The organism is Rickettsia endosymbiont of Seladonia tumulorum (assembly GCF_964030815.1).
Lineage (GTDB): Bacteria > Pseudomonadota > Alphaproteobacteria > Rickettsiales > Rickettsiaceae > Rickettsia.
The window spans coordinates 118,457-137,710 of record NZ_OZ034963.1 but is presented as its reverse complement, the minus strand read 5'-3'; the positions used below and the strand labels follow the sequence as shown (position 1 = coordinate 137,710).

The following is a 19,254-nucleotide window of genomic DNA, read 5'->3' as shown; positions in this document are numbered from 1 at the left end:
ATGCAATATCGATCAAAAAACCTACCTATAATACTAGCATCACAGTCACCTGCAAGGGTTGAGCTTCTTAAAAGAATTAAAATTATACCTGCACAAATTATTCCAGCAGATATAGACGAAACGCCTAATCTACGTGAATCACCAAATCATTTAGCGACAAGGCTTGCTTACGAAAAAGCTACAAAAGTTGCCTCTCAAATAGAAGATTCTGCTATTATCATAGCAGCAGATACTGTAACGGCACTTGGAAGAAGAATATTGCCAAAAGCAAGTAGCCCTGAAGAAGTAAGATATTGTATGAATATATTATCCGGACGTCGTCATCGTGTTTATACCGGTTTGTGCATCATCAAAAAAGATAAAGATCAGTTGGTTACTAGGCAGAAAATAGTCCAAACAGTCCTTAAGTTTAAAAGATTAAGCGAAGAAGAGCTAAATTTTTATTGCTCGCTAGATGAGGGGATTGATAAAGCTGGAGGATGTAAAATCTCTGGTTACGCCGAAGCTTTCATTTCATTTATTTCCGGCTCTTATTCAAATGTTATGGGATTACCATTATTTGAAACAGTAAACTCCCTGAATTCTCTGGGATTTATAAGTTATAAATAAACATCACCTTACTTTTTGCATTGCCTGCGTGGATCAAAAAGCACACTAGGGTAGTCATCTAGTTGCTTGACCAATAAGACCAGATAGTTTTTATGTCATTCCCGCGGAAGCGGGAGGCATTGTTGCGTGGATACCAAATCGTCATTGCGAGCGACTGCAAGGAGCGTGGCAATCCAGAAAAAAATAATAAAAAATGTTATAGAGTTAGCATTTTTTACTGGATTGCTTTGTCAATTACTTCGTAATTTCCTCGCAATGACGACTCTCAATCCACGCAACAATGCCGAAGCTGGAATCCAGCATAAAGCGAGATACCTAAGCTTTTAATTTTAAAAACTTGCTGCTTTTATATTTATTTTTCTGGATTCCCGCTTCCGCAGGAAGGCATTGCCCGCGTGGATCATTCTCCCCCTGTCATCCTGTGATTTATTCACAGGATCCAGTTAAAAATACTAATAATAATTAGTATTTTTTATTATTTTCTGGATCTAGTTCCCAAGCCACGGCATGACACCGAGGGCGTTTTTCGATCCATGCTGGCAAAACTAATCACTCCCCATTAATCAGCTTTTTAAAATAATTGATTTTATAAGACCAGAAGTAATTTTCATTACTTTTTAAGGCTTTTATATCTAGAGCGAAATCATTTTCATCATAGATGAAAATTTTAATTAACTTGAGATATGATAAAGTACCGAGAATAATAGAACGAAATAAACCTAAATAGGATTTTAGCAATTGTTTATCAATTATAAGTATAATCTTATTGCATGGCGATTTGAATAAACTACGAATTAGAGTATAATAAGCATCTATGCCATTTGTTGTCATCCCGTGGCTTGTCCACGGGATCCAGAAAAAAGCGAGAAAAATCGAGCTTTTAATTTTAAAATTTGCTGTATTTAGGCTTTTTAAGTACTGGATCCCGTGGACAAGCCACGGGATGACAATACAAAACTTTAAATAAGTCAATCTGATTTTGTAAGCTTTTAACTGCAATTTAGATAAACAATTATAGAAAACCAAAACTGTCTTGTTGCAGGGATCGATTTTTTCCGTCTGAGCTAAGGAAATTACAAAGTAATTGACGAAGCAATCCAGTAAAATGCATAGCATTTTTAACTGGATCCTGCTACAAGCTCGCGGGATGACAAAGAAGACGACACCAATTTTTGAAGTTCATCGACATACAAAGTTTAATTTGAAAAAGGGCGAGATACCTCGGAGCTTTTGACCGCAGCGTATACGTTAATACGTGAGGATCAAAAGCAAGAAGTACCGAAGCCATTACAATTGAGAACAGTAGACGAAGTTTTATTTGGAAAAGAGCAAGGCGTCTTGAAGCTGATAACCGCAGCGTACAAAAAGTACGTGAGGATTATCAGCAAAAGACAACATAGCCAATTTTTCAAATAAAACGAGTCTATGCGATTTTTTGATATTCAAAATATATCTTTCTCACCGCATAAATCCAAGCAAGACATACGAAAGTAAACACCACCATTAGAACAGGTGAAATAGAGGTAAAAGTTGCAGTTGGGATTATGGTAAATATAATAGATTGTACAAGCCCACTTGATGATTTACCAACTTTTGCACTTATCACGTCAACAGCAGCTTTACCTTTTGTTTTTAACTCTTGATCAAGAGGGATATATAGCATTTCTCTTGAAGTATCCCATATAGAATATTTTGTTCCTTTGGCTAAAATATTCTGGATTCCGCCGATAGATACGGCGAGTGCAAGAGGTGACATTAAAATTGCCCCATCAAATAATGAGAGGATTTTTTGATCAAATACAATAAGCACAAAGAACAGAACTCCGGTAACCATTATTATTACAGGTGAGATTACAGCCGCAACAAACCAGTTATGCATACGCATAACATTATTGCCGATAATAGTCATAACCATAATGGCAACGCCGGTCCAAAGTATGTACAGACTATTGAATTCAGCATAAGTATTAACAGTTGGATATAACTCCTTAATTTTTGCTTTCCATACGGCTTCAACCAAATTAATAGCAAAACCAAATGCTGCCGAGCAGATTAAAAGTAGCCATAAATATTTAGATTTTGCAATATATTTAAAGCTCTTAATGATCCCCATACGCTCGGAAGTTGATTGCCCACTTTTTGCCTTAGCGTAAAATAAAGGATTAGTAAAAACATTTCTGCTAATAAAACGAATTAGTAGACAACATATAACTGCAACGATTGTAACCAAAATAGTTGATATTTGTACTAAAGTGATTTTGCTGTCAGAAATATTTATAAAATGCTTCACAATAGTTTCTTCAGATGATAAATTCATCATTAAGAAGCCGACTAATATTAAAGATGAATTACCGAATAACGAGAAAAGCGTATAGAATCTCTTAGCTTCTTCAGTAGTGGTAAGCTCATTGGCGAATTGCCAAAATAATAGTACGTAAAAAATATTAGGCCAAAGTTCGGCAAGGCTGTAATATACTATATAACCCCAATTGCCTATTAATGATATATACCATTTAAAATGCGGGTAACGTTCCATCCAATCAGCTAGATGGTCCGGATGTACATGAAAAACATGAATATTAGGGTAGATAACAAAAGCAAATAAAACAAAGAAACCGATAAAAAATGCAGTTAAATAATAAAAAATCTTCTCAAAAGTGAGATGATTAATCATTTTAGCATAAATAATTACAAATAAAGCAGCTGCAGGTGTAACACAATAAACTTTAGCAAAACCAGCTATCTCTGCACTAATTTCAGAAATTAAGATACTATCTTTTAATATGCGTAAAATATTCTGATTGAATAAAATGCAAAACATTAAGGCACTCATCGGAATAAATTTTCCGAGTTCGTAATTATGAATAGACCAAAAAGCGGCTCTAAATTTGCTTTTAAACGGTCGCGATGATGAGGTACTTAGCATTATAAAGCCCTAGGGACAAAAAAAAAATTTAAGCACTTCGAGATTTTATGAAAAGTTATTTTCTCTAAAAAATTTAGAGACTATATACTGTTTTGTTACATTCTGAAGATGCGAAAGTTTATACAATATTTTTGGTCCAATGTCAAGAAAGATTAATATAATATAAGAAAGTTAGGATGCAGAATAACGATAAATATCAGAAATATTTTGACCTATATAATAGTTACGCAAAAAATCATAAATTAGGTAATAAATATTTAGAGCTGGGAGAAATAGTAGCAGAAACGAAATATTATAGGGTGGTGTATTATTGCTCTATGTCATCCCTTGGCTTGACCGGTGATCGTCATTGCGAGCGAGAAAAACAAGCGTGGCAATCTCATAAAAATGTCCTGAGATTGCCGCGTCGAGACTCCGTCTCTCCTCGCAATGACGGGAAAACATTCCTAATCATCCCTTCTATTTTCAATTCACCGGAAATATTTTTCTTAAGCCGCAATAAAAGCTTTATAGAAAATTTAAGAGAACAAGGTGAAGTTTATTTAATAGATTGGTTAGAGGTTAAAGAATCAAACTATTTATTAGATGATTATGTACATAAAATAGTTGAAGTAATACATAATTTAAATGTGAATAATATTAATTTGATAGGGCATTGTATCGGCGGTAACCTTGCAATAGCTGCAAATATAATCGCATCTAAATCTATAAAAACTTTAACTTTACTTACCTGCCCTTGGGATTTTTCTCACTTCTTTTATGTAAAAATGTTGCATCAATATTTGAAGCTAGATGCTTATGTAGAAAATTTGCCCTTAATTCCTAAAATCCATATACAAATTTTATTCTTTCTGCTATTTCCTGATTATTTTCAGGTTAAGCTGGATAAATTTTTTTCCTTAACCTCCGAAAAAGAGCAAGAACTAGCTTTCAGAATTGAGAACTGGCTAATGTCCGGTCACGATATACCGAGCGACACTTATAATCAGATTATGCAGAATATATTAGGCGAAAATATGTTTGTGAATTTGAAATGGAAAATAGATGACACAGTAATTGATCCAAACGTAATTAACTGCCCTGTATATATTATAGTTGCAAAAAATGATCAAATAGTGCCTGAATCTTCTATTTTATCTTTGCAAAAATTGTTTAAAAACTCTACTCTTATAGAAGTACCAGGCGGACATATTAGTTATTTGATAAATAATAAACTAGCGGATTTATTTTAACATTAAGGTCATCCCGTGGCTTGTCCACGGGGTCTTTTGTCACAGATTATGTCCTAAGATACCGCGGTCAAGCCGCGGTATGACAGGCTAAATTCAATATTATTTTAAGGAGTATATATCATGATAAAACCGGTTTACATCACTCATGCGAAAAGAACGGCTTTCGGCTCGTTTATGGGTAGTCTTAGTACTACTCCTGCACCGATGATTGCGACGCACTTAATAAAAGATATTTTGCAGAATAGTAAAATTGATCCAGCTTTAGTAAATGAGGTGATACTCGGGCAGGTGATCACAGGCGGTAGTGGACAGAATCCGGCAAGACAAACCCTAATTCATGCAGGTATTCCTAAAGAAGTACCAGGCTATACAATTAATAAGGTTTGCGGTTCAGGTCTTAAAACAGTAGCACTTGCAGCAGCCTCAATTATGACTGGCGATAACGATATTGTGATAGCAGGTGGGCAGGAAAATATGTCGCTCGGTATGCATGGCAGCTATATAAGAGCAGGAGCTAAATTTGGTGATATTAAAATGGTTGATCTCATGCAGTATGACGGGTTAACCGATGTATTTTCAGGGGTATTTATGGGTATTACTGCTGAAAATATTTCAAAGCAGTTTAATATTACTAGAGAGCAGCAAGATGAATTTGCCCTAAGCTCACATCAAAAAGCTGCGAAAGCCCAAAAAGCCGGAATATTTAAAGATGAGATCTTACCTATTGAAGTGACGATTAAAAAAACTGCTAGCTTATTTGATCATGATGAGACAGTAAGACCTGATACCAGCCTTGAGATTTTAGGTAAATTACGCCCTGCTTTCGATAAAAACGGTACAGTTACTGCTGGTAATGCTTCCTCAATTAATGATGGTGCTGCATGTCTTATGGCAGTATCCGAAGAAGCATTAAAAAAGCATAATCTAACGCCGCTTGCTCGTATTGTCTCTTATGCTTCTGCCGGTGTTGATCCAAGTATTATGGGGACTGCTCCCGTTCCTGCCTCTCAAAAAGCTTTAAGCAAAGCCGGCTGGAGTGTTAATGATTTAGATCTTATCGAGGTTAATGAAGCTTTTGCCGCTCAAAGTATTTATGTTAATCGTGAAATGAAATGGGATATGAGCAAGGTTAATGTGAATGGCGGAGCAATAGCAATCGGTCATCCAATCGGTGCTAGTGGCGGTCGTGTTCTTATTACTTTAATACATGGATTAAGAAGAAATAAGGCTAAAAAGGGCTTAGTTACCTTATGTATCGGTGGCGGTATGGGTATGGCTATGTGCGTTGAAGCGTATACTCGATGAACTTGAAAAATTGGCGGCGTCGTCTTTGTAAGTCCTCCGGTGCTCACGTATTAAGTACACGCTCCGCTCCTCGGCTTATAGACTCCTTGTTCTTTTCCAAGTTGATCTTCGTATACTAAACTTATTTACTTGAAATATGGATATGAAAACTGATAAAAAGAAAACTAGTATCATAAATGTTGATAATGTGATTGATGAAATGCATAAAATTTTTATAAAAAATCAACCAAGTGAAAATAAAAAAATTTCTATGGTAGATGATTTTATAGCTGATAAACTTCAAGAATATTTCATAGAAGAAGCAAGAAGTAGAAAATAATATTTGATGCATCAGCATTTTAGATGTTCAGTATCGTCATTGCGAGCGGTCGTAGACCCGCGTGGCAATGACGGAAAAAATGATCTACGCAACAACGCCGCCACGGTATGACACCGAGGGCGTTTTCCGATCCACGAACAAACCTTGCAAACGGTCGGAGACTGCGTGGCAATCTCATGAGTGTTGTACTGTTTTATGAGATTGCCTCCGCCCTCTGCTATGCATCTCCTCACAATGATGGGAAAACTAATCTACATAAGCAACACTCAACAGTAATTGACTATAAACTATCTTAATATATATCTGATATAATATCTCTACAACCTAATAATGCATCCTCGCAGTGTGTCATTATGTTTATGGACTCACGAAATATAGAAAAATCAGAAAATGCTTCCGGTTCGTAATTCTCCCAATAATTTTCCGCTGTTTCTACTTTATTACAAGCACGCTTTAGCTTCTGACCAAAATGCTCAAAAATATTTCCTAAATTTTTTGCCCAGTTCCACACTATAAGATAGTTAGGATTAGAATCAGTAGAATCTTTAATAGAAGTTAGCTTAAAATGCTCTAATAAATTAGAAAAGTTATCGATGAATCTATGAGAAGTTAGTGATTTATCCGGTACATATTCAGGATCAAATTTATGAAATATTTTTAATATTTTTAAGCATACAGGTATTTCCTTAGCAAGCTCTACATAACGAGAAGCAGGATATTTTGTGCTATGAAAAGTAAAATTTTGACTATTACTCAGCTCGTGCGTATCCTTGACCAGATATGCATTAGTATCATCAATTAAACAAGAAAATATATAACTTACGGCAGCTAATTGCATGGTTGGTGACCAGTTTATAGGATTCCAAGAAGACCAGACACTAGAGGCTATATATTTAATGACTTCCCTATTATTATCCATTACATTTGCTCCTTTTAATAAATTAAAAGAAATATATTGAATGAATCTATGAAAAATACAAAAAGATTTATTGAGAATTATTAAGAGTTTAGTGATAAGCGTGTGAATTATACACAAATTTTAGAACTATAAATAGCAATATAAAAAAGTTGTTTACAACCTATCTTTTCATACTTAGGATATTTTCTATTTTAAGTATAAAATTTTGTCTATGTATAATCAATCGGACGAGCAAGTTAAAAATGTTCTAGATGTATGGAAAGTTATTGAAGTATTAACTCCCAATAAAAATGAAAATTTAAATAGATATTTTGAGATTATCAGAGAGCATACAGACCAAAAAGGTAGTTTTAGTTGCAAACTTGATAAAAAAGAGACTCTTTTTTTCTTAAAAGATGCACCATTTGAAAAGTTAGACAAAAATAAACTTGGGTTTGAACTTGAGAAATACGAGGTAGCTGTTCATTGGCATATTTATTTAGGATATCTAAAATGGTCGGAAGCAGAAATTGATATTTTAAAGAAAATTCAAAATATGAATAAGCTAGATCAAGAATTTTTAAATGATTACAATAATTTTAAGGGATATCAAGAGCAACCGACTATCACGCCTATTGCCGGCTTAACTATTGATGAAAACGGCAAATATGTTGAACGTTCGATGGTTATTTCCACTGCTGCTTATGCTCTCGGTAGAATCATGAAAGATGATTTTCAAGAAAAAGAGTTAAAAGATTTAGCAAATTTTATAGATAATAATAACAGTTTAATAGATCAAGTATTTTCTGAAAGTGAGAAAATATATTTTAAGGATAAAAAGCAAGATTCCTTAGTTAGAACTCTAGATTTAGAAATGATTAATTTGATGATTGACCTTTTAGTACAGAAGTTAGAAATTAATGAAAAATATTTATTTAATCGCTCTGAAATATGCATAAGAAGAGTTACCTCGCATAAAAAGAAAAAAGATAAACCGGTAGTTTATAATTTTACTCCTCCCTCATTGGAAATGTTTAATAGTTTTTTTCTAAAGCCGTTAGATTTTATCCGGACTAATAACACAAATATCAAACCAGAGTCAGCAGCGGCAAAATATCTTGGAAAGGAAGATAAGCCTACTTCTATAGATGTTTTGAAGCAGAAAGAAGCTTTGCAAAAGCTATTATCGCCTCTTAAGATGCAGCCGACACGTTGGTGTTCATCACCTAAAAACTCTCTTGCTGCTTTACAAGCTGCTGCAATCAATGAAGTATTGTCTCCTACTTCAGAAAAGCTTTTTGCCGTTAACGGTCCACCCGGGACAGGTAAAACTACCATACTTTTTGATATTATAGCAAATATCTATGTAGATCGTGCTTTAAATTTAATAAGTCTAAAAGATCCTAAAAGTGGATTTCAAAAAGGAAAAACTTCTCTTAGTACTCCGGAGTTTGATTATCATATTAGTTCTTTAATACCGGAGTTACAGAATTACGGTATGGTTGTAGCATCTTCAAATAATAATGCTGTTGAAAATATCTCTAATGAAATATCGCTATATAGTAAAATATATGAATTATATCATGAAGATTTAAGTTATTTTAAAAAACTTGTGTGCGGTGATGATAAAAAAAAATTTGGGGCTTGTTTGCTACGCCTTTAGGTAATCTTAGAAATAAAAAAAGATTCGTAGAAAAGTTTTGGAAGTATAAGGATGAAGAAAACGGCAAAGATGAAGATTACACAATGCTGCAATATCTTAACTTGCTAAATAATAATGGCTGTAAGGATAAAGCACCTGCACATTTTAAACCCAAATATTGTAATTCTTCGGAAGAGCTAAATAAGGCATGGACTGAAGCTTGCACTTACTTTAAAAAACTACATGATGAAATTTACAATAATATTTCATCAGCTATTGAGCTTAACAAGGAAAAGCACGATATATTAAAAAAACACAATATTGTTAACAAAAATAATATAAAAGAGTACGAAGACGAAAAAGCCTATTTAGAATCTATCTTAACTCATACAAGAAACGAGATAATGATAAATACGGCAAAAATTAATGATTATAATCTTGATTATTTCAAAGTTTTTTATAAATTATTCAAAACAGAGAAATACCTTGCTTATAGTAGTTTGTTGCATCAACAAGAAGAAAAAATAAATCACGAGAAAGCAATTATAACAAAAATTGATGATTTCAAAAGATTGATAATTATATGTGGAACTTTAGCAGTATCATATAATTTTTTAGAAGAAGAGGGTTTTGATATCAAAAATTTTGAAGAAGATTGGTTTTGGCAAAATTGGCAAGAAAATTTTAACGATTTAAATAAAATCACTCCTTATTTTAATCCCATGTTTGAAATATTAAGATCAAATTTATTTATTAGTGCCGTTAAATTACATGAGATATTTATTAATGCTAATGCTGATATTTTTTGGCATAGTCTAAAATATTTTTTTGATGTAGCTATACATTCTTCAGGTAAGCCTGAAATGAACAAGATTGCTTGGCAAAACTTTTTTATGGTTATTCCTGTTGTGTCTACAACTTTCCACTCGTTCGATAGAATGTTTGCTACTGCTGATCATAACGAAGTTCCGTGGCTATTTATTGACGAAGCAGGACAGATACCTCCGCAATATGCAGCTAGTGCTATTTATAAATCAAACAAAGTTATAGTGGTTGGTGATCCGCTACAAACAGAGCCTATTTCTATATTAAAACAAGATTTAATCAAAAAATTATGTGAAAATTTTAAAGTTTCATATTATGATTGGTCTCCGTCAGAAGTTTCGCTACAAAATTTAGCCGATCGAAATTCTTTATATCAAACCAAAATAGATGATACAACTGTTGGCTTTCCTTTATTAGTACATAGAAGATGTCAAAATCCGATGTTCAGCATATGTAATAAAATAGCTTACGGCAATAAGATGATTTTTGCGACTTCTAACTGTAAATCCGACATTAGAGATATTTTAGGTGTTTCAAAATGGATAGATGTAAAGGACAATAAAATCCAACGTTATAAATATGAATCAGAAGCCGAATTTCAAAAATTATTGCATATATTGATGCAGATTTTAGCAGAAAAAGACTGGACTAATTTACTGAAACAAATTTACATTATAACTATGTATAAGGATTACAGCGAATCTGTCCGTAGAAAATTGAGCGAAATATATGAGGATTCAAAATTTGAGAAAATAATTAAAGAATTTGGAAATAACAATATCGGCATGATACATGCTTTTCAGGGCAAAGAAAACGATACGGTAATTATGATGCTAGGAGCTCAACATCCTGAAGATAAGGGAGCAAGGAGCATCATGACAAGCAAGCCGAATGTCTTAAACGTCGGTATTAGTAGGGCTAAAAATAATCTCTATGTTATCGGTAATGCGGAGCTTTGGCTGAAACATAAATATATGCAGGAAATATATAATATGCTTTCTTAGTTGTCACCCCGTAGCAGCATTGCCCACGTGGATTGAGAGTCGTCTGAGCTACGCGAATAAAATGAGCGTGGCAATCCAGAAAAATAATAAAAAATGCTATAAATTAGCATTTTTTATACTTCCTTGCTTCGTCAGTTACTTCGTAATTTCCTTAGCTCAGACGGAAAAACTGATCCGTGCAACAACGCCCCCAGTGGTTTGCTCCTAAAATACCTTGGACAATCAACTGGATGACAGCTTTAAAGCGAATGGCAATTTAATTCCGCTTCTTTCGTTCTTGTAAAATAATTGCATGTATTTGTTGAAGAGTATCGTTAAAATCATCGTTAGTAATTATATGATCATATTCGTTAGAATGTGATATTTCCGCTTGTGCTGAAGCCATGCGTAGTTGTATTGCTTCTTCATTATCAGCAGCTCTATTTCTTAAACGTTGCTCCAGTATTTCAAGGTTAGGAGGTAAAATAAATATAGAAACGGCATTAACTGCATTTTGCTTTATACTCCTTGCACCTTGCCAATCAATATCGAATAAAACATCTAGCCCTTGATTTAGCAAATTTTCGACATGTTTTTTAGGGGTACCATAATAATTATCATATATTTTAGCATGTTCAAGAAATTGATTTTGTTTAACTAATTCTTCAAATTCAGATTTAGTTTTAAAATAATAATTCACCCCGTCTTGCTCATTTGGTCGTGGTTTTCTAGTAGTTGCCGAAATTGATAAGCGTAGATTATTATCGATTTCTAATAATGCCTTTGCTAAGCTTGATTTACCTGCACCAGATGGGGAAGATAAAATTATGATCAACCCTTTATTTTTTGTCATATTTACTAACTATTCGTATTAGGTACAGTTCTCTTTATTACCTCATCAGTAGTACAACTAAAATATTTTGCTATTTTTAAAATTGTATCTATTTCAGGATTAAATTCACGATTTACTTCCGCTCTCATAATTCTGCTAATGGTAGTGTAAGGGACATCGGTAACCTCAGCGAGATATTTACGGTCTATTTTTTCTTGTTTTAACTTTTCTTCTAAAAATTCTTTTACTTTAGTAGCAAGTGCCATATTGTTATGCTCCAAATAGTTGGATTAAATATTTGTATCACGATGAAAAACACTTTTGGTGTCATCCCCGCGTAGTATTGTTGCGTGGATCGAAAAACGCCCTCGGTGTCATACCGTGGCTTGGGAACTAGATCCAGAAAATAATAAAAAATACTAATTTTATTAGTATTTTTAACTGGATCCCGTGAACAAATCACGGGATGACAGGGGGAGAATGATCCACACAACAATGCCGCCACGGGATGACATATGAGCCATTTACCAGCAGTTCTTTATAATTATAGGAAATTTATACGGACTGACAATAACTAAATCAAAGCGAATATTATAATTATTATATTTACTATTGCTGCTTAAGAACATTTCAGCTGCTCGCTTAATTCTTTTTTGCTGATTAAAAGATACAAATCTATCATCAATGTTAGAACTTCTTGCTTTTACTTCAATAAAAACAATTTCTTTATTACGCAATGCGATGATATCTATTTCACCGACATAATAACGTTTTCTATGATGAAGAATTTGATAAAATTTTATTTTATAGATTATTATACAGATATATTCGGCGATAATACCAAGATATTTTTTCTTAATATTATTTACAGTATGTAGACGAAGATCAACTTTAAAAAGAGCAAGGAGACTATAAGTCAAGGATCGCAGCGTATAATAATACGTGAGAACCGCAGATCTTATAAGGCGACGTAGCCAATTTTTCAAGTTCATCGAGTATACATTATTCTTTAGGCAATAATACTTGCACAAACTCAGTTTTAGATAGATCGGCAGCGATGTTAACTATAACATCATTTTCTGTAACTTTAGTGACATAACCAACTAAGATACCTGCTGGGTAAGTACTGCCATGACCAGAAGTTATTATCTCTTCATCTTTCTGCACTAAATGATTATTAGGTAAGTATAAAATTTTACTATTGTTATTATTACCTGCTAAAATGCCTTGTTCTCTCGAGGAACTTGTTTTAATGGGTATTCTAGAGTTAACATCACTAATTAGCATCACTTTAGCATAATTATTACTTACTTCTATTACTTTGCCGACTAATCCTTGTGAATTGGTCGTAACAATTTGATCAGGTTCAACTCCGTGTTTTCTACCAGCAGAAATTAATGCTGTTTTAGAAAAAGGACTAAAAGACACACTTAATAACTTAGCAGTAACATATTTAAATTCTTCTTCCTCGGTAACTGTTAAGAGATCTTTCAGAGCAATATTTTCAGCCCTTACTGATTCTACTTCGCTCTGAAGATGTTTGAGCCTTGCTACTTCAAGCTCAAGCTCTATATTTCGTTTTTCTAGATCTTGAAAATAAACGAATTTTTGTTTTATAGAATTTACACTTTCAAATATATTTTCATAAAATACTAATCCAGCTGATAATACGCTGCCTGTTATTTCAATAGATACATTGGATATTTTTTTAGGTGAAACAAGAAATAAATATAAAGATAATCCAAGAAAAAATATGACAAAAAAGCGTTTAAGAGTAACTATTATAGTTCTTACTAGCTCCAAGGAACTTGAAGAATTTTTTACTCTATTCGCAAGTATCGCCATCTTTAATCCTGTTTAAATAGTACATGTTTTAGCTTTGTAAAATCTTCAAGTGCTTTTCCTGTGCCGAGTGCTACACATGATAGTGCATCATCTGCAATTATCACAGGTAATTTTGTTGCCTCACTAAGAACAAAATCAAGATTTCGAAGTAATGAACCACCACCTGTTAGCACTATTCCTTTATCCACTATATCAGAAGATAATTCGGGAGGCGTCGCCTCTAATGCTACTTTTACCGCCTCAACAATTTGACTTACTGGTTCTATTAGACTATCAGCAATTTGCCTTTCATTCAATACCATTTCTTTTGGAATACCATAAATTAAATCACGACCTTTTATTTCCATAACCCTTGGTTCTGCATTTTGATCTACATAAGCAGTACCTATTTCTTGCTTTATCTTTTCGGCTGTAGCCTCACCAATTAGCAGGTTATAATGCCTTCTTATATATGAAATAATAGCCTCGTCCATCTTGTCGCCACCGACTCTTACGGACCTTGCATATACTATGCCACCTAGTGACAAAACTGCAACTTCTGTAGTACCACCGCCAATGTCAACAATCATTGAGCCAGTTGCTTCTGTTACAGGAAGCCCTGCACCAATTGCTGCCGCCATAGGCTCTTCAATTAAATATACGTCCTTACCACCCGCACTTTCTGCTGCTTCTTGAATAGCACGGCGTTCAACAGGGGTAGAGCCTGACGGTACACAAACAACAATCGTTGGACCAAAAAAAGAACGACGATTATGTACCATTTTAATAAAGTACTTAATCATTTCTTCTGCACCTTTAAAATCGGCAATCACGCCGTCTTTCAAAGGTCTTTTAGCTTCAATATCAGTTGGAGTACGACCAAGCATCATTTTTGCTTCATGACCAAAAGCATAAGGCACAAAAGAGCCATCTTTTTTTATTAATGCAACTACTGAAGGTTCACGAAGAACAATACCGCGTCCTTTTTGATATACGATAGTATTTGCCGTACCAAGATCAATAGCCATACCGGAAGAAAACCCTTCCAAAAATTTCATTATCATTTTTCTTTTTCTCTCTAAATTCTAAAAATTCTTCTATGCTAAATTAATTATAGACGAAGTTTTATTTGGAAAAGAGCAAGGCGTTTCATATTTTTTGACCGCAGCGTATACTTAATACGTGAGGATTAAAAAATATGAAACAACGCCGCCAATTTTTCAAATAAAACGAGTATAATTTAAATTTCTTTATAATGTAAAATAATAAAGTTACTAATAAAAAATATTAACATACTTGGTAACAAAATAGCAGCAATTAAAGATAGATTATTATAGGTCAGTACTTTAAGCAATATTTCTGATAATGAATATACTATAAAACCTGAAAATAATCCCAATATTAATATTTTTTCTTGCGAGTTATCATGTTGTTTTAGGCTAATAAAACAGCTTGCTAAAATTATAGTCGCTATCATCATTGCAGGTTTAAATAGTTGCTTATAATAATAAACTTGGTAATTAGTAATAGGTAGACCTGAATTTAATAATTCATTGATTAATTTAGGTAGATTCCAAATGGAAACCATTTCAGGATGAGTAAACTTATTGACCAAGCTGTTAACAGATAAATTAGTTGGTATAGTTAAGTTGTTATGTGCTTCGGTACTGTCTTTTGTAAAAACTTTGACCCTGTTTAAATGCAGTGATTTATTTTCAATGATGCCATATAATGCATCAATTCTTTTTAGAAAATTATTGTTATTATCAATAAATAAAACTGTAATATTGTTTAATTTTTTCTCAGAAATATTAATAAATTGCGTTTGAATTATTTGATTTTTCCCATTTAAAGCTTCAAAAAATAGTAAACCTGATTTAGATATTACTGCTTCATTATGTGTTTTTTTAGTAAGCTTTGCTTCTAGTAAATCATATTTTTGTAAGCCTAAAGCCCCGATAGGATTTAATATAGTCGTAAAAACTATACCTAAAATTAAAGTTACGATACACGGAATTATCAATACCTGCCAAATATGAATACCGCTAGATAATATAGCAGTTAACTCATTATTTTTTGTTAAGTTTCTAAGGAAAAAAAGCATAGAAGTAAAGCTGATTAAAGCAGAAACTTGATTCAAAAGATATGGAACTTTATATAATATAAATCGCCAAAAAAAATCAAAAGGCACATACATGTTTTTGAATTTTTGTAAGAGATCAAAGAGATTGGATATGATTAATAATCCAATTAAAATAGATAATATAATAAAAAAACACTTGAAATATAATTTAGCAAGATACCAAGAAAGTGTTTTTAAATTAATCATTTAAATTCAATTTAATAATGATTTTTTATATAACTCGTCATTGCGAGCGAATGAAATGAGCGTGGCAATCCAGAAAATACTATAAGTTGGCATTTTTTATATTTCCTTGCTTCGTCAATTACTTCGTAATTTCCTTCAATGACAAGAAAATTGACATACTCAACAAAGCCGTTCTGCGATTAAGCCACTATGATGACACATATAAATTTGTGTGGTGGGGCTGGTAGGACTTGAACCTACGACCACACCGTTATGAGCGGCGTGCTCTAACCAACTGAGCTACAGCCCCATGTTCATCTGAATTTTATATAATTATTATGGCTATAAGTCCAGCAAAATTTTTATATTTTTTTAATATATATTTTAAATTTAGCTATTTTTTGCTACGAGTAAACTAGCTTTCATTTATCTATAGATATATACTCGTTTTATTTGAAAAATTGGCTACGTCGTCCTATAAGTACTGTGGTGCTCACGTATTAAGTATACGCTCCGCTCCTCGTCTTATGGACTCCTTGCTCTTTTCCAAATAAAACTTCGTCTATCCAACTCTTCATTTATTAGTAGTATACTCAAATGATTTGGAAAATTGAAATATAAAATAAGAGGCGAACACGCAGAGCCTAACTTAATAGGTGAGCATGTGAGTTTCCAAAAGTTTTGCAGAGCTCCAATTCTTCAAAGCAGAAGAGTATACAAATAAAAAAGGTCGAGTAATAATTACTCGACCTTTCCTATAAATACTAAATCTAATGATTTAGAAGATTTTTAGTGATGTACAACTGTTACAGCTCTACGATTGTAAGCAAAAGCTTCTTCAGTGTTACCCATCATAGCAGGTCTATCTTTACCATAAGATATTGTGCTTACTCTATGATGCTCGATTCCTTTATGTTTTAGGAATTCCGCAGCTTTTTGTGCTCTTCTTTCACCTAAAGCTAAGTTATACTCTCTAGTACCTCTTTCATCACAATGTCCTTCGACAGTAGCTTTTACATGAGGATGTCTTGATAACCAGCAAGCTTGTCTTTGTAATTCTTCTTTAGCTTTTTCAGATAAAGCAGAACTATCGAAAGCAAACCATACAGCATTACCTGCTTGCTTTTCAAAATCTTTCATTATAGATGTTTCTTCTGATTGATTCATTCCACAACCATGTGACGCTCTTTTGGTTTTATTACACCCTGCAAGCACAAATAATGCAAGAAAAGCTAATGTTATTTTTGTTATTTTCATAATTAAACTCCTTGAGGTTATAATTTATTAAAATTTAAATTATTCAGTTAGATAACAAGTTTAAACTAACTAAAACTATGAGGTTAGTATATATGATTATTTTATGAGTTTAAAGGCTAAAATACTATAAAATACAAATAGTACTATATAAATGTGGTAAAAATATCATTGACCTTTCCCCAAAACTCCCTTTAAAGAAGTCATAATAGGTTTGAATTAGTAATATTTAAGGATGTTAAATTATAGTAGATAGACGAAGATCAACTTCAAAAGAGCTAGGAGTTCATAAGGCGAGGAACGGAGCGTATAGTTAATACGTGAGTATCACAGCTCTTATAGAATGACAACGCCAATTTTTGAAATTCATCGAGTATATCACCATCTTAGTAAAGCACTACCCCAAGTAAGACCGGCACCAATAGCTGAGAATAAAATAATATCACCTTTTTTAATTTTATTTGAAGCTTTGAGAGTACTTAAAGCAAGTGGAATAGAAGCAGCTGAACAATTAGCGTGTTTTTCTACAGTTTTTACTACTTTATGATCTTCGACATTTAATAGCTCGGCAAGCTTATTAATGATACGTACATTTGCTTGATGGGGGATAAAATAGTTAATATCGTTTACAGTGAAATTATTATTGCGTAATAATTCCTCTATAGATTGGTGCATTTTCTCTACTGCAAGACGGAATAGTTTCTGCCCCTGCATAATTATTTTACCGCTGCTGCCATTCATACTTACGCCGCCGTTGGTATATAGTATTTCGTAATCTGCACCGCTTGAGAAAATATTACTGTCTATTACACCGGAGTTATCATCGCTACGTTGTAGGATTACACTGCCTGCTCCATCGCCAAATAAAACACAAGTAGCTCTATCTTCCCAATCTAATAAAGATGTCATTTTTTCAGCACCTATCAGTAAAATAGTTTTATATTTACCGGAAGAAATAAGAGAGTTTGCTACTTGCACGCCATAAACAAAACCGGCACATACGGCTTGTAAATCAAATGATGGAACGTTAGTTAAACCAAGATAACCTTGTAGTTTAGTTGCAACTGATGGGAAGCTATTATCAGGAGTAGTAGTGCATGTAATAATTAAATCAATCTCATTTACTGAAATGCCAGCATCTGCTATAGCCTTTTCAGCGGCTTTTAAAGCAATATGAGAAGTATATTCAGTATCACCTGCTATATGACGTTGTGAGATACCGGTTCTTGTTCTAATCCATTCATCGTTAGTGTCAACAAATTTTGCAAGCTCATCATTGCTAACAATTTTTGACGGAAGATACCCGCCGCAGCCAATAATTTTACAGGTCATAAAAATTTAGATTTAAGCTACTTCTTCTTCAGCTTCGATTTTTTTCGTTACTACTTGACGATTATTATAAGTACCATCAACTAAAGAAACGTGATGCGGAAGTTTATATTCACCAGTTTGAGAGTCAACTATTACATTAACTTTACCAAGTGCTAAATGTGAACGTCTCATATTACGTCTTGATTTTGATGTTTTCTTCTTTGGAACTGCCATTATTTACCTCTTTTATTAAAAAGTATTTGTCAAATTAGTGAAGCAGTATATTATAATCTTATAATAAAATCTAGATAAAATTAAACTTATGAAATTTTTCTTAATATTCGTCTCCAGTATATTCGTCATTTTTTCCTTAAGCGGTTGCCAAACTATTGAAAATAGAGGGCAATCTATAGATGACTCAGCACTTACAAAATTAGAAGCAAAAAAACTAAGTAAAACAGAAGTGGTAGAGCTGATTGGCACTCCTACCATGATCCCAGAATATTCTCAAGATACATGGTATTATGTTGAGCGAGTGATGTCACAAAGAGCTTGGCTTAATCCTAAAATCGTAAAACAGAGAATAGTAAAAATTACCTTTGATAGCCATAATTTAATGCAAGAGGTTGTTGTAATTGATGATTCACATAGACATGATATAGAAACGATCAGTGAATATACGAAAACATACGGCACTGAACTTAATGGCTTACAAAAATTCGTTAAAAACCTAGGTAGATTTAATAAAACTACTGGCGGAAATAAGAATAAAAATAAAAGCAAGAAAAAGAAATAAGTTGTTGTACTGTTATCCTGCGTAAGGCTTGCCTTGCGTGGATACCAAGTCGTCATGAGCTGGCATTGTTGCGTAGATCAGTTTTCCAGTTGTCATCCCGTGATTTATTCACGTGATCCAGCTTTTAATAATAAAATTATTAGTATTAAAAGTTATTTTTACTTACTACCGTGGTCAAGTAACTAGATGA

19 protein-coding genes and 1 tRNA gene are annotated in these 19,254 nt (G+C 33.2%); 7 read left to right on the top strand and 13 right to left on the bottom strand.

Annotated features, from left to right (window positions below):
* Entirely contained in the window at nucleotides 1–609 is a 609-nt protein-coding gene (locus AAHF54_RS00690; protein ID WP_341788719.1) for a nucleoside triphosphate pyrophosphatase, read from the top strand.
* Nucleotides 610–1,158: 549 nt separating this feature from the next.
* On the opposite strand, the gene AAHF54_RS00685 is transcribed toward AAHF54_RS00690, so the two are convergent.
* Nucleotides 1,159–1,440 carry a hypothetical protein gene (locus tag AAHF54_RS00685; protein WP_341788718.1) on the bottom strand — a complete coding sequence of 94 codons (282 nt, stop codon included), beginning with the start codon at nucleotides 1,438–1,440 and terminating at the stop codon, nucleotides 1,159–1,161.
* Nucleotides 1,441–2,032: 592 nt separating this feature from the next.
* Nucleotides 2,033–3,535, bottom strand: a complete 1,503-nt coding sequence (gene tlc5, locus AAHF54_RS00680; RefSeq protein WP_341788717.1) for a GTP/GDP exchange transporter Tlc5 — start codon at nucleotides 3,533–3,535, stop codon at nucleotides 2,033–2,035.
* 176 nt (nucleotides 3,536–3,711) lie between these two features.
* On the opposite strand from tlc5, the gene AAHF54_RS00675 reads away from it, so the two are divergent.
* From AAHF54_RS00675 to AAHF54_RS00660, 3 genes are all read left to right on the top strand, one after another.
* On the top strand, nucleotides 3,712–4,767 hold the full coding sequence (locus AAHF54_RS00675; RefSeq protein WP_341788716.1) for an alpha/beta fold hydrolase: 1,056 nt from the start codon (nucleotides 3,712–3,714) through the stop codon (nucleotides 4,765–4,767).
* A gap of 120 nt (nucleotides 4,768–4,887) precedes the next feature.
* On the top strand, nucleotides 4,888–6,072 hold the full coding sequence (locus AAHF54_RS00670; protein WP_341788715.1) for an acetyl-CoA C-acetyltransferase: 1,185 nt from the start codon (nucleotides 4,888–4,890) through the stop codon (nucleotides 6,070–6,072).
* Between the two features lie 142 nt (nucleotides 6,073–6,214).
* Nucleotides 6,215–6,391, top strand: coding sequence for an AbrB/MazE/SpoVT family DNA-binding domain-containing protein (locus AAHF54_RS00660; protein WP_341788714.1), 177 nt, complete (start codon nucleotides 6,215–6,217; stop codon nucleotides 6,389–6,391).
* A 292-nt stretch (nucleotides 6,392–6,683) separates the two neighbouring features.
* Here the strand turns inward: AAHF54_RS00660 and AAHF54_RS00655 are convergent, their stop codons facing one another.
* Nucleotides 6,684–7,310, bottom strand: a complete 627-nt coding sequence (locus tag AAHF54_RS00655) for a hypothetical protein (RefSeq protein ID WP_341788713.1) — start codon at nucleotides 7,308–7,310, stop codon at nucleotides 6,684–6,686.
* Between the two features lie 211 nt (nucleotides 7,311–7,521).
* Between AAHF54_RS00655 and AAHF54_RS00650 the strand changes: the two genes are divergently transcribed.
* Together AAHF54_RS00650 and AAHF54_RS00645 are read left to right on the top strand one after the other, a co-directional pair.
* Entirely contained in the window at nucleotides 7,522–8,952 is a 1,431-nt protein-coding gene (locus AAHF54_RS00650; protein WP_341788712.1) for a hypothetical protein, read from the top strand.
* Nucleotides 8,934–10,760, top strand: coding sequence for a DEAD/DEAH box helicase (locus AAHF54_RS00645; RefSeq protein ID WP_342170044.1), 1,827 nt, complete (start codon nucleotides 8,934–8,936; stop codon nucleotides 10,758–10,760). Before AAHF54_RS00650 ends, AAHF54_RS00645 begins: the two co-directional genes overlap by 19 nt.
* 256 nt (nucleotides 10,761–11,016) lie before the next feature.
* Here AAHF54_RS00645 and gmk read toward each other — a convergent pair whose 3' ends face one another.
* The 10 genes from gmk to rpmF form a co-directional block, all read right to left on the bottom strand.
* Nucleotides 11,017–11,592, bottom strand: coding sequence for a guanylate kinase (gmk, locus tag AAHF54_RS00640; RefSeq protein ID WP_016948508.1), 576 nt, complete (start codon nucleotides 11,590–11,592; stop codon nucleotides 11,017–11,019).
* Between the two features lie 5 nt (nucleotides 11,593–11,597).
* Entirely contained in the window at nucleotides 11,598–11,837 is a 240-nt protein-coding gene (locus AAHF54_RS00635; protein ID WP_012152230.1) for a helix-turn-helix transcriptional regulator, read from the bottom strand.
* A gap of 258 nt (nucleotides 11,838–12,095) precedes the next feature.
* Nucleotides 12,096–12,491 carry a YraN family protein gene (locus AAHF54_RS00630; protein WP_341788710.1) on the bottom strand — a complete coding sequence of 132 codons (396 nt, stop codon included), beginning with the start codon at nucleotides 12,489–12,491 and terminating at the stop codon, nucleotides 12,096–12,098.
* 82 nt (nucleotides 12,492–12,573) lie between these two features.
* Nucleotides 12,574–13,416, bottom strand: a complete 843-nt coding sequence (gene mreC / locus AAHF54_RS00625) for a rod shape-determining protein MreC (protein WP_341794731.1) — start codon at nucleotides 13,414–13,416, stop codon at nucleotides 12,574–12,576.
* 2 nt (nucleotides 13,417–13,418) lie between these two features.
* Entirely contained in the window at nucleotides 13,419–14,459 is a 1,041-nt protein-coding gene (locus AAHF54_RS00620) for a rod shape-determining protein (protein WP_341788708.1), read from the bottom strand.
* Nucleotides 14,460–14,635: 176 nt separating this feature from the next.
* Nucleotides 14,636–15,724, bottom strand: a complete 1,089-nt coding sequence (locus AAHF54_RS00615) for an LptF/LptG family permease (protein ID WP_342170042.1) — start codon at nucleotides 15,722–15,724, stop codon at nucleotides 14,636–14,638.
* Nucleotides 15,725–15,936: 212 nt separating this feature from the next.
* Nucleotides 15,937–16,013, bottom strand: a tRNA-Ile gene (locus AAHF54_RS00610).
* Nucleotides 16,014–16,492: 479 nt separating this feature from the next.
* Nucleotides 16,493–16,960, bottom strand: a complete 468-nt coding sequence (gene pal / locus AAHF54_RS00605) for a peptidoglycan-associated lipoprotein Pal (protein WP_016948649.1) — start codon at nucleotides 16,958–16,960, stop codon at nucleotides 16,493–16,495.
* A 375-nt stretch (nucleotides 16,961–17,335) separates the two neighbouring features.
* Nucleotides 17,336–18,289, bottom strand: a complete 954-nt coding sequence (locus AAHF54_RS00600) for a beta-ketoacyl-ACP synthase III (protein ID WP_341788706.1) — start codon at nucleotides 18,287–18,289, stop codon at nucleotides 17,336–17,338.
* A gap of 12 nt (nucleotides 18,290–18,301) precedes the next feature.
* Nucleotides 18,302–18,502, bottom strand: a complete 201-nt coding sequence (rpmF, locus tag AAHF54_RS00595) for a 50S ribosomal protein L32 (protein ID WP_341788705.1) — start codon at nucleotides 18,500–18,502, stop codon at nucleotides 18,302–18,304.
* A gap of 88 nt (nucleotides 18,503–18,590) precedes the next feature.
* Here rpmF and AAHF54_RS00590 point away from each other — a divergent pair, with 88 nt between their 5' ends.
* The gene (locus tag AAHF54_RS00590; RefSeq protein ID WP_341788704.1) at nucleotides 18,591–19,064 is read left to right on the top strand and encodes an outer membrane protein assembly factor BamE; all 474 of its coding nucleotides are present in this window, start codon (nucleotides 18,591–18,593) and stop codon (nucleotides 19,062–19,064) included.
* The last annotated feature ends 190 nt before the right edge of the window (nucleotides 19,065–19,254 follow it).

Excerpts from the sequence above, each read along its gene's own strand:
- AAHF54_RS00690 (WP_341788719.1), top strand. The coding sequence starts at position 1 with ATGCAATATCGATCAAAAAACCTACCTATAATACTAGCATCACAGTCA.
- AAHF54_RS00685 (WP_341788718.1), bottom strand. The coding sequence starts at position 1,440 with ATGACAACAAATGGCATAGATGCTTATTATACTCTAATTCGTAGTTTA.
- tlc5 (WP_341788717.1), bottom strand. The coding sequence starts at position 3,535 with ATGCTAAGTACCTCATCATCGCGACCGTTTAAAAGCAAATTTAGAGCC.
- AAHF54_RS00675 (WP_341788716.1), top strand. The coding sequence starts at position 3,712 with ATGCAGAATAACGATAAATATCAGAAATATTTTGACCTATATAATAGT.
- AAHF54_RS00670 (WP_341788715.1), top strand. The coding sequence starts at position 4,888 with ATGATAAAACCGGTTTACATCACTCATGCGAAAAGAACGGCTTTCGGC.
- AAHF54_RS00660 (WP_341788714.1), top strand. The coding sequence starts at position 6,215 with ATGAAAACTGATAAAAAGAAAACTAGTATCATAAATGTTGATAATGTG.
- AAHF54_RS00655 (WP_341788713.1), bottom strand. The coding sequence starts at position 7,310 with ATGGATAATAATAGGGAAGTCATTAAATATATAGCCTCTAGTGTCTGG.
- AAHF54_RS00650 (WP_341788712.1), top strand. The coding sequence starts at position 7,522 with ATGTATAATCAATCGGACGAGCAAGTTAAAAATGTTCTAGATGTATGG.
- gmk (WP_016948508.1), bottom strand. The coding sequence starts at position 11,592 with ATGACAAAAAATAAAGGGTTGATCATAATTTTATCTTCCCCATCTGGT.
- AAHF54_RS00635 (WP_012152230.1), bottom strand. The coding sequence starts at position 11,837 with ATGGCACTTGCTACTAAAGTAAAAGAATTTTTAGAAGAAAAGTTAAAA.
- mreC (WP_341794731.1), bottom strand. The coding sequence starts at position 13,416 with ATGGCGATACTTGCGAATAGAGTAAAAAATTCTTCAAGTTCCTTGGAG.
- AAHF54_RS00620 (WP_341788708.1), bottom strand. The coding sequence starts at position 14,459 with ATGATAATGAAATTTTTGGAAGGGTTTTCTTCCGGTATGGCTATTGAT.
- AAHF54_RS00615 (WP_342170042.1), bottom strand. The coding sequence starts at position 15,724 with ATGATTAATTTAAAAACACTTTCTTGGTATCTTGCTAAATTATATTTC.
- pal (WP_016948649.1), bottom strand. The coding sequence starts at position 16,960 with ATGAAAATAACAAAAATAACATTAGCTTTTCTTGCATTATTTGTGCTT.
- AAHF54_RS00600 (WP_341788706.1), bottom strand. The coding sequence starts at position 18,289 with ATGACCTGTAAAATTATTGGCTGCGGCGGGTATCTTCCGTCAAAAATT.
- rpmF (WP_341788705.1), bottom strand. The coding sequence starts at position 18,502 with ATGGCAGTTCCAAAGAAGAAAACATCAAAATCAAGACGTAATATGAGA.
- AAHF54_RS00590 (WP_341788704.1), top strand. The coding sequence starts at position 18,591 with ATGAAATTTTTCTTAATATTCGTCTCCAGTATATTCGTCATTTTTTCC.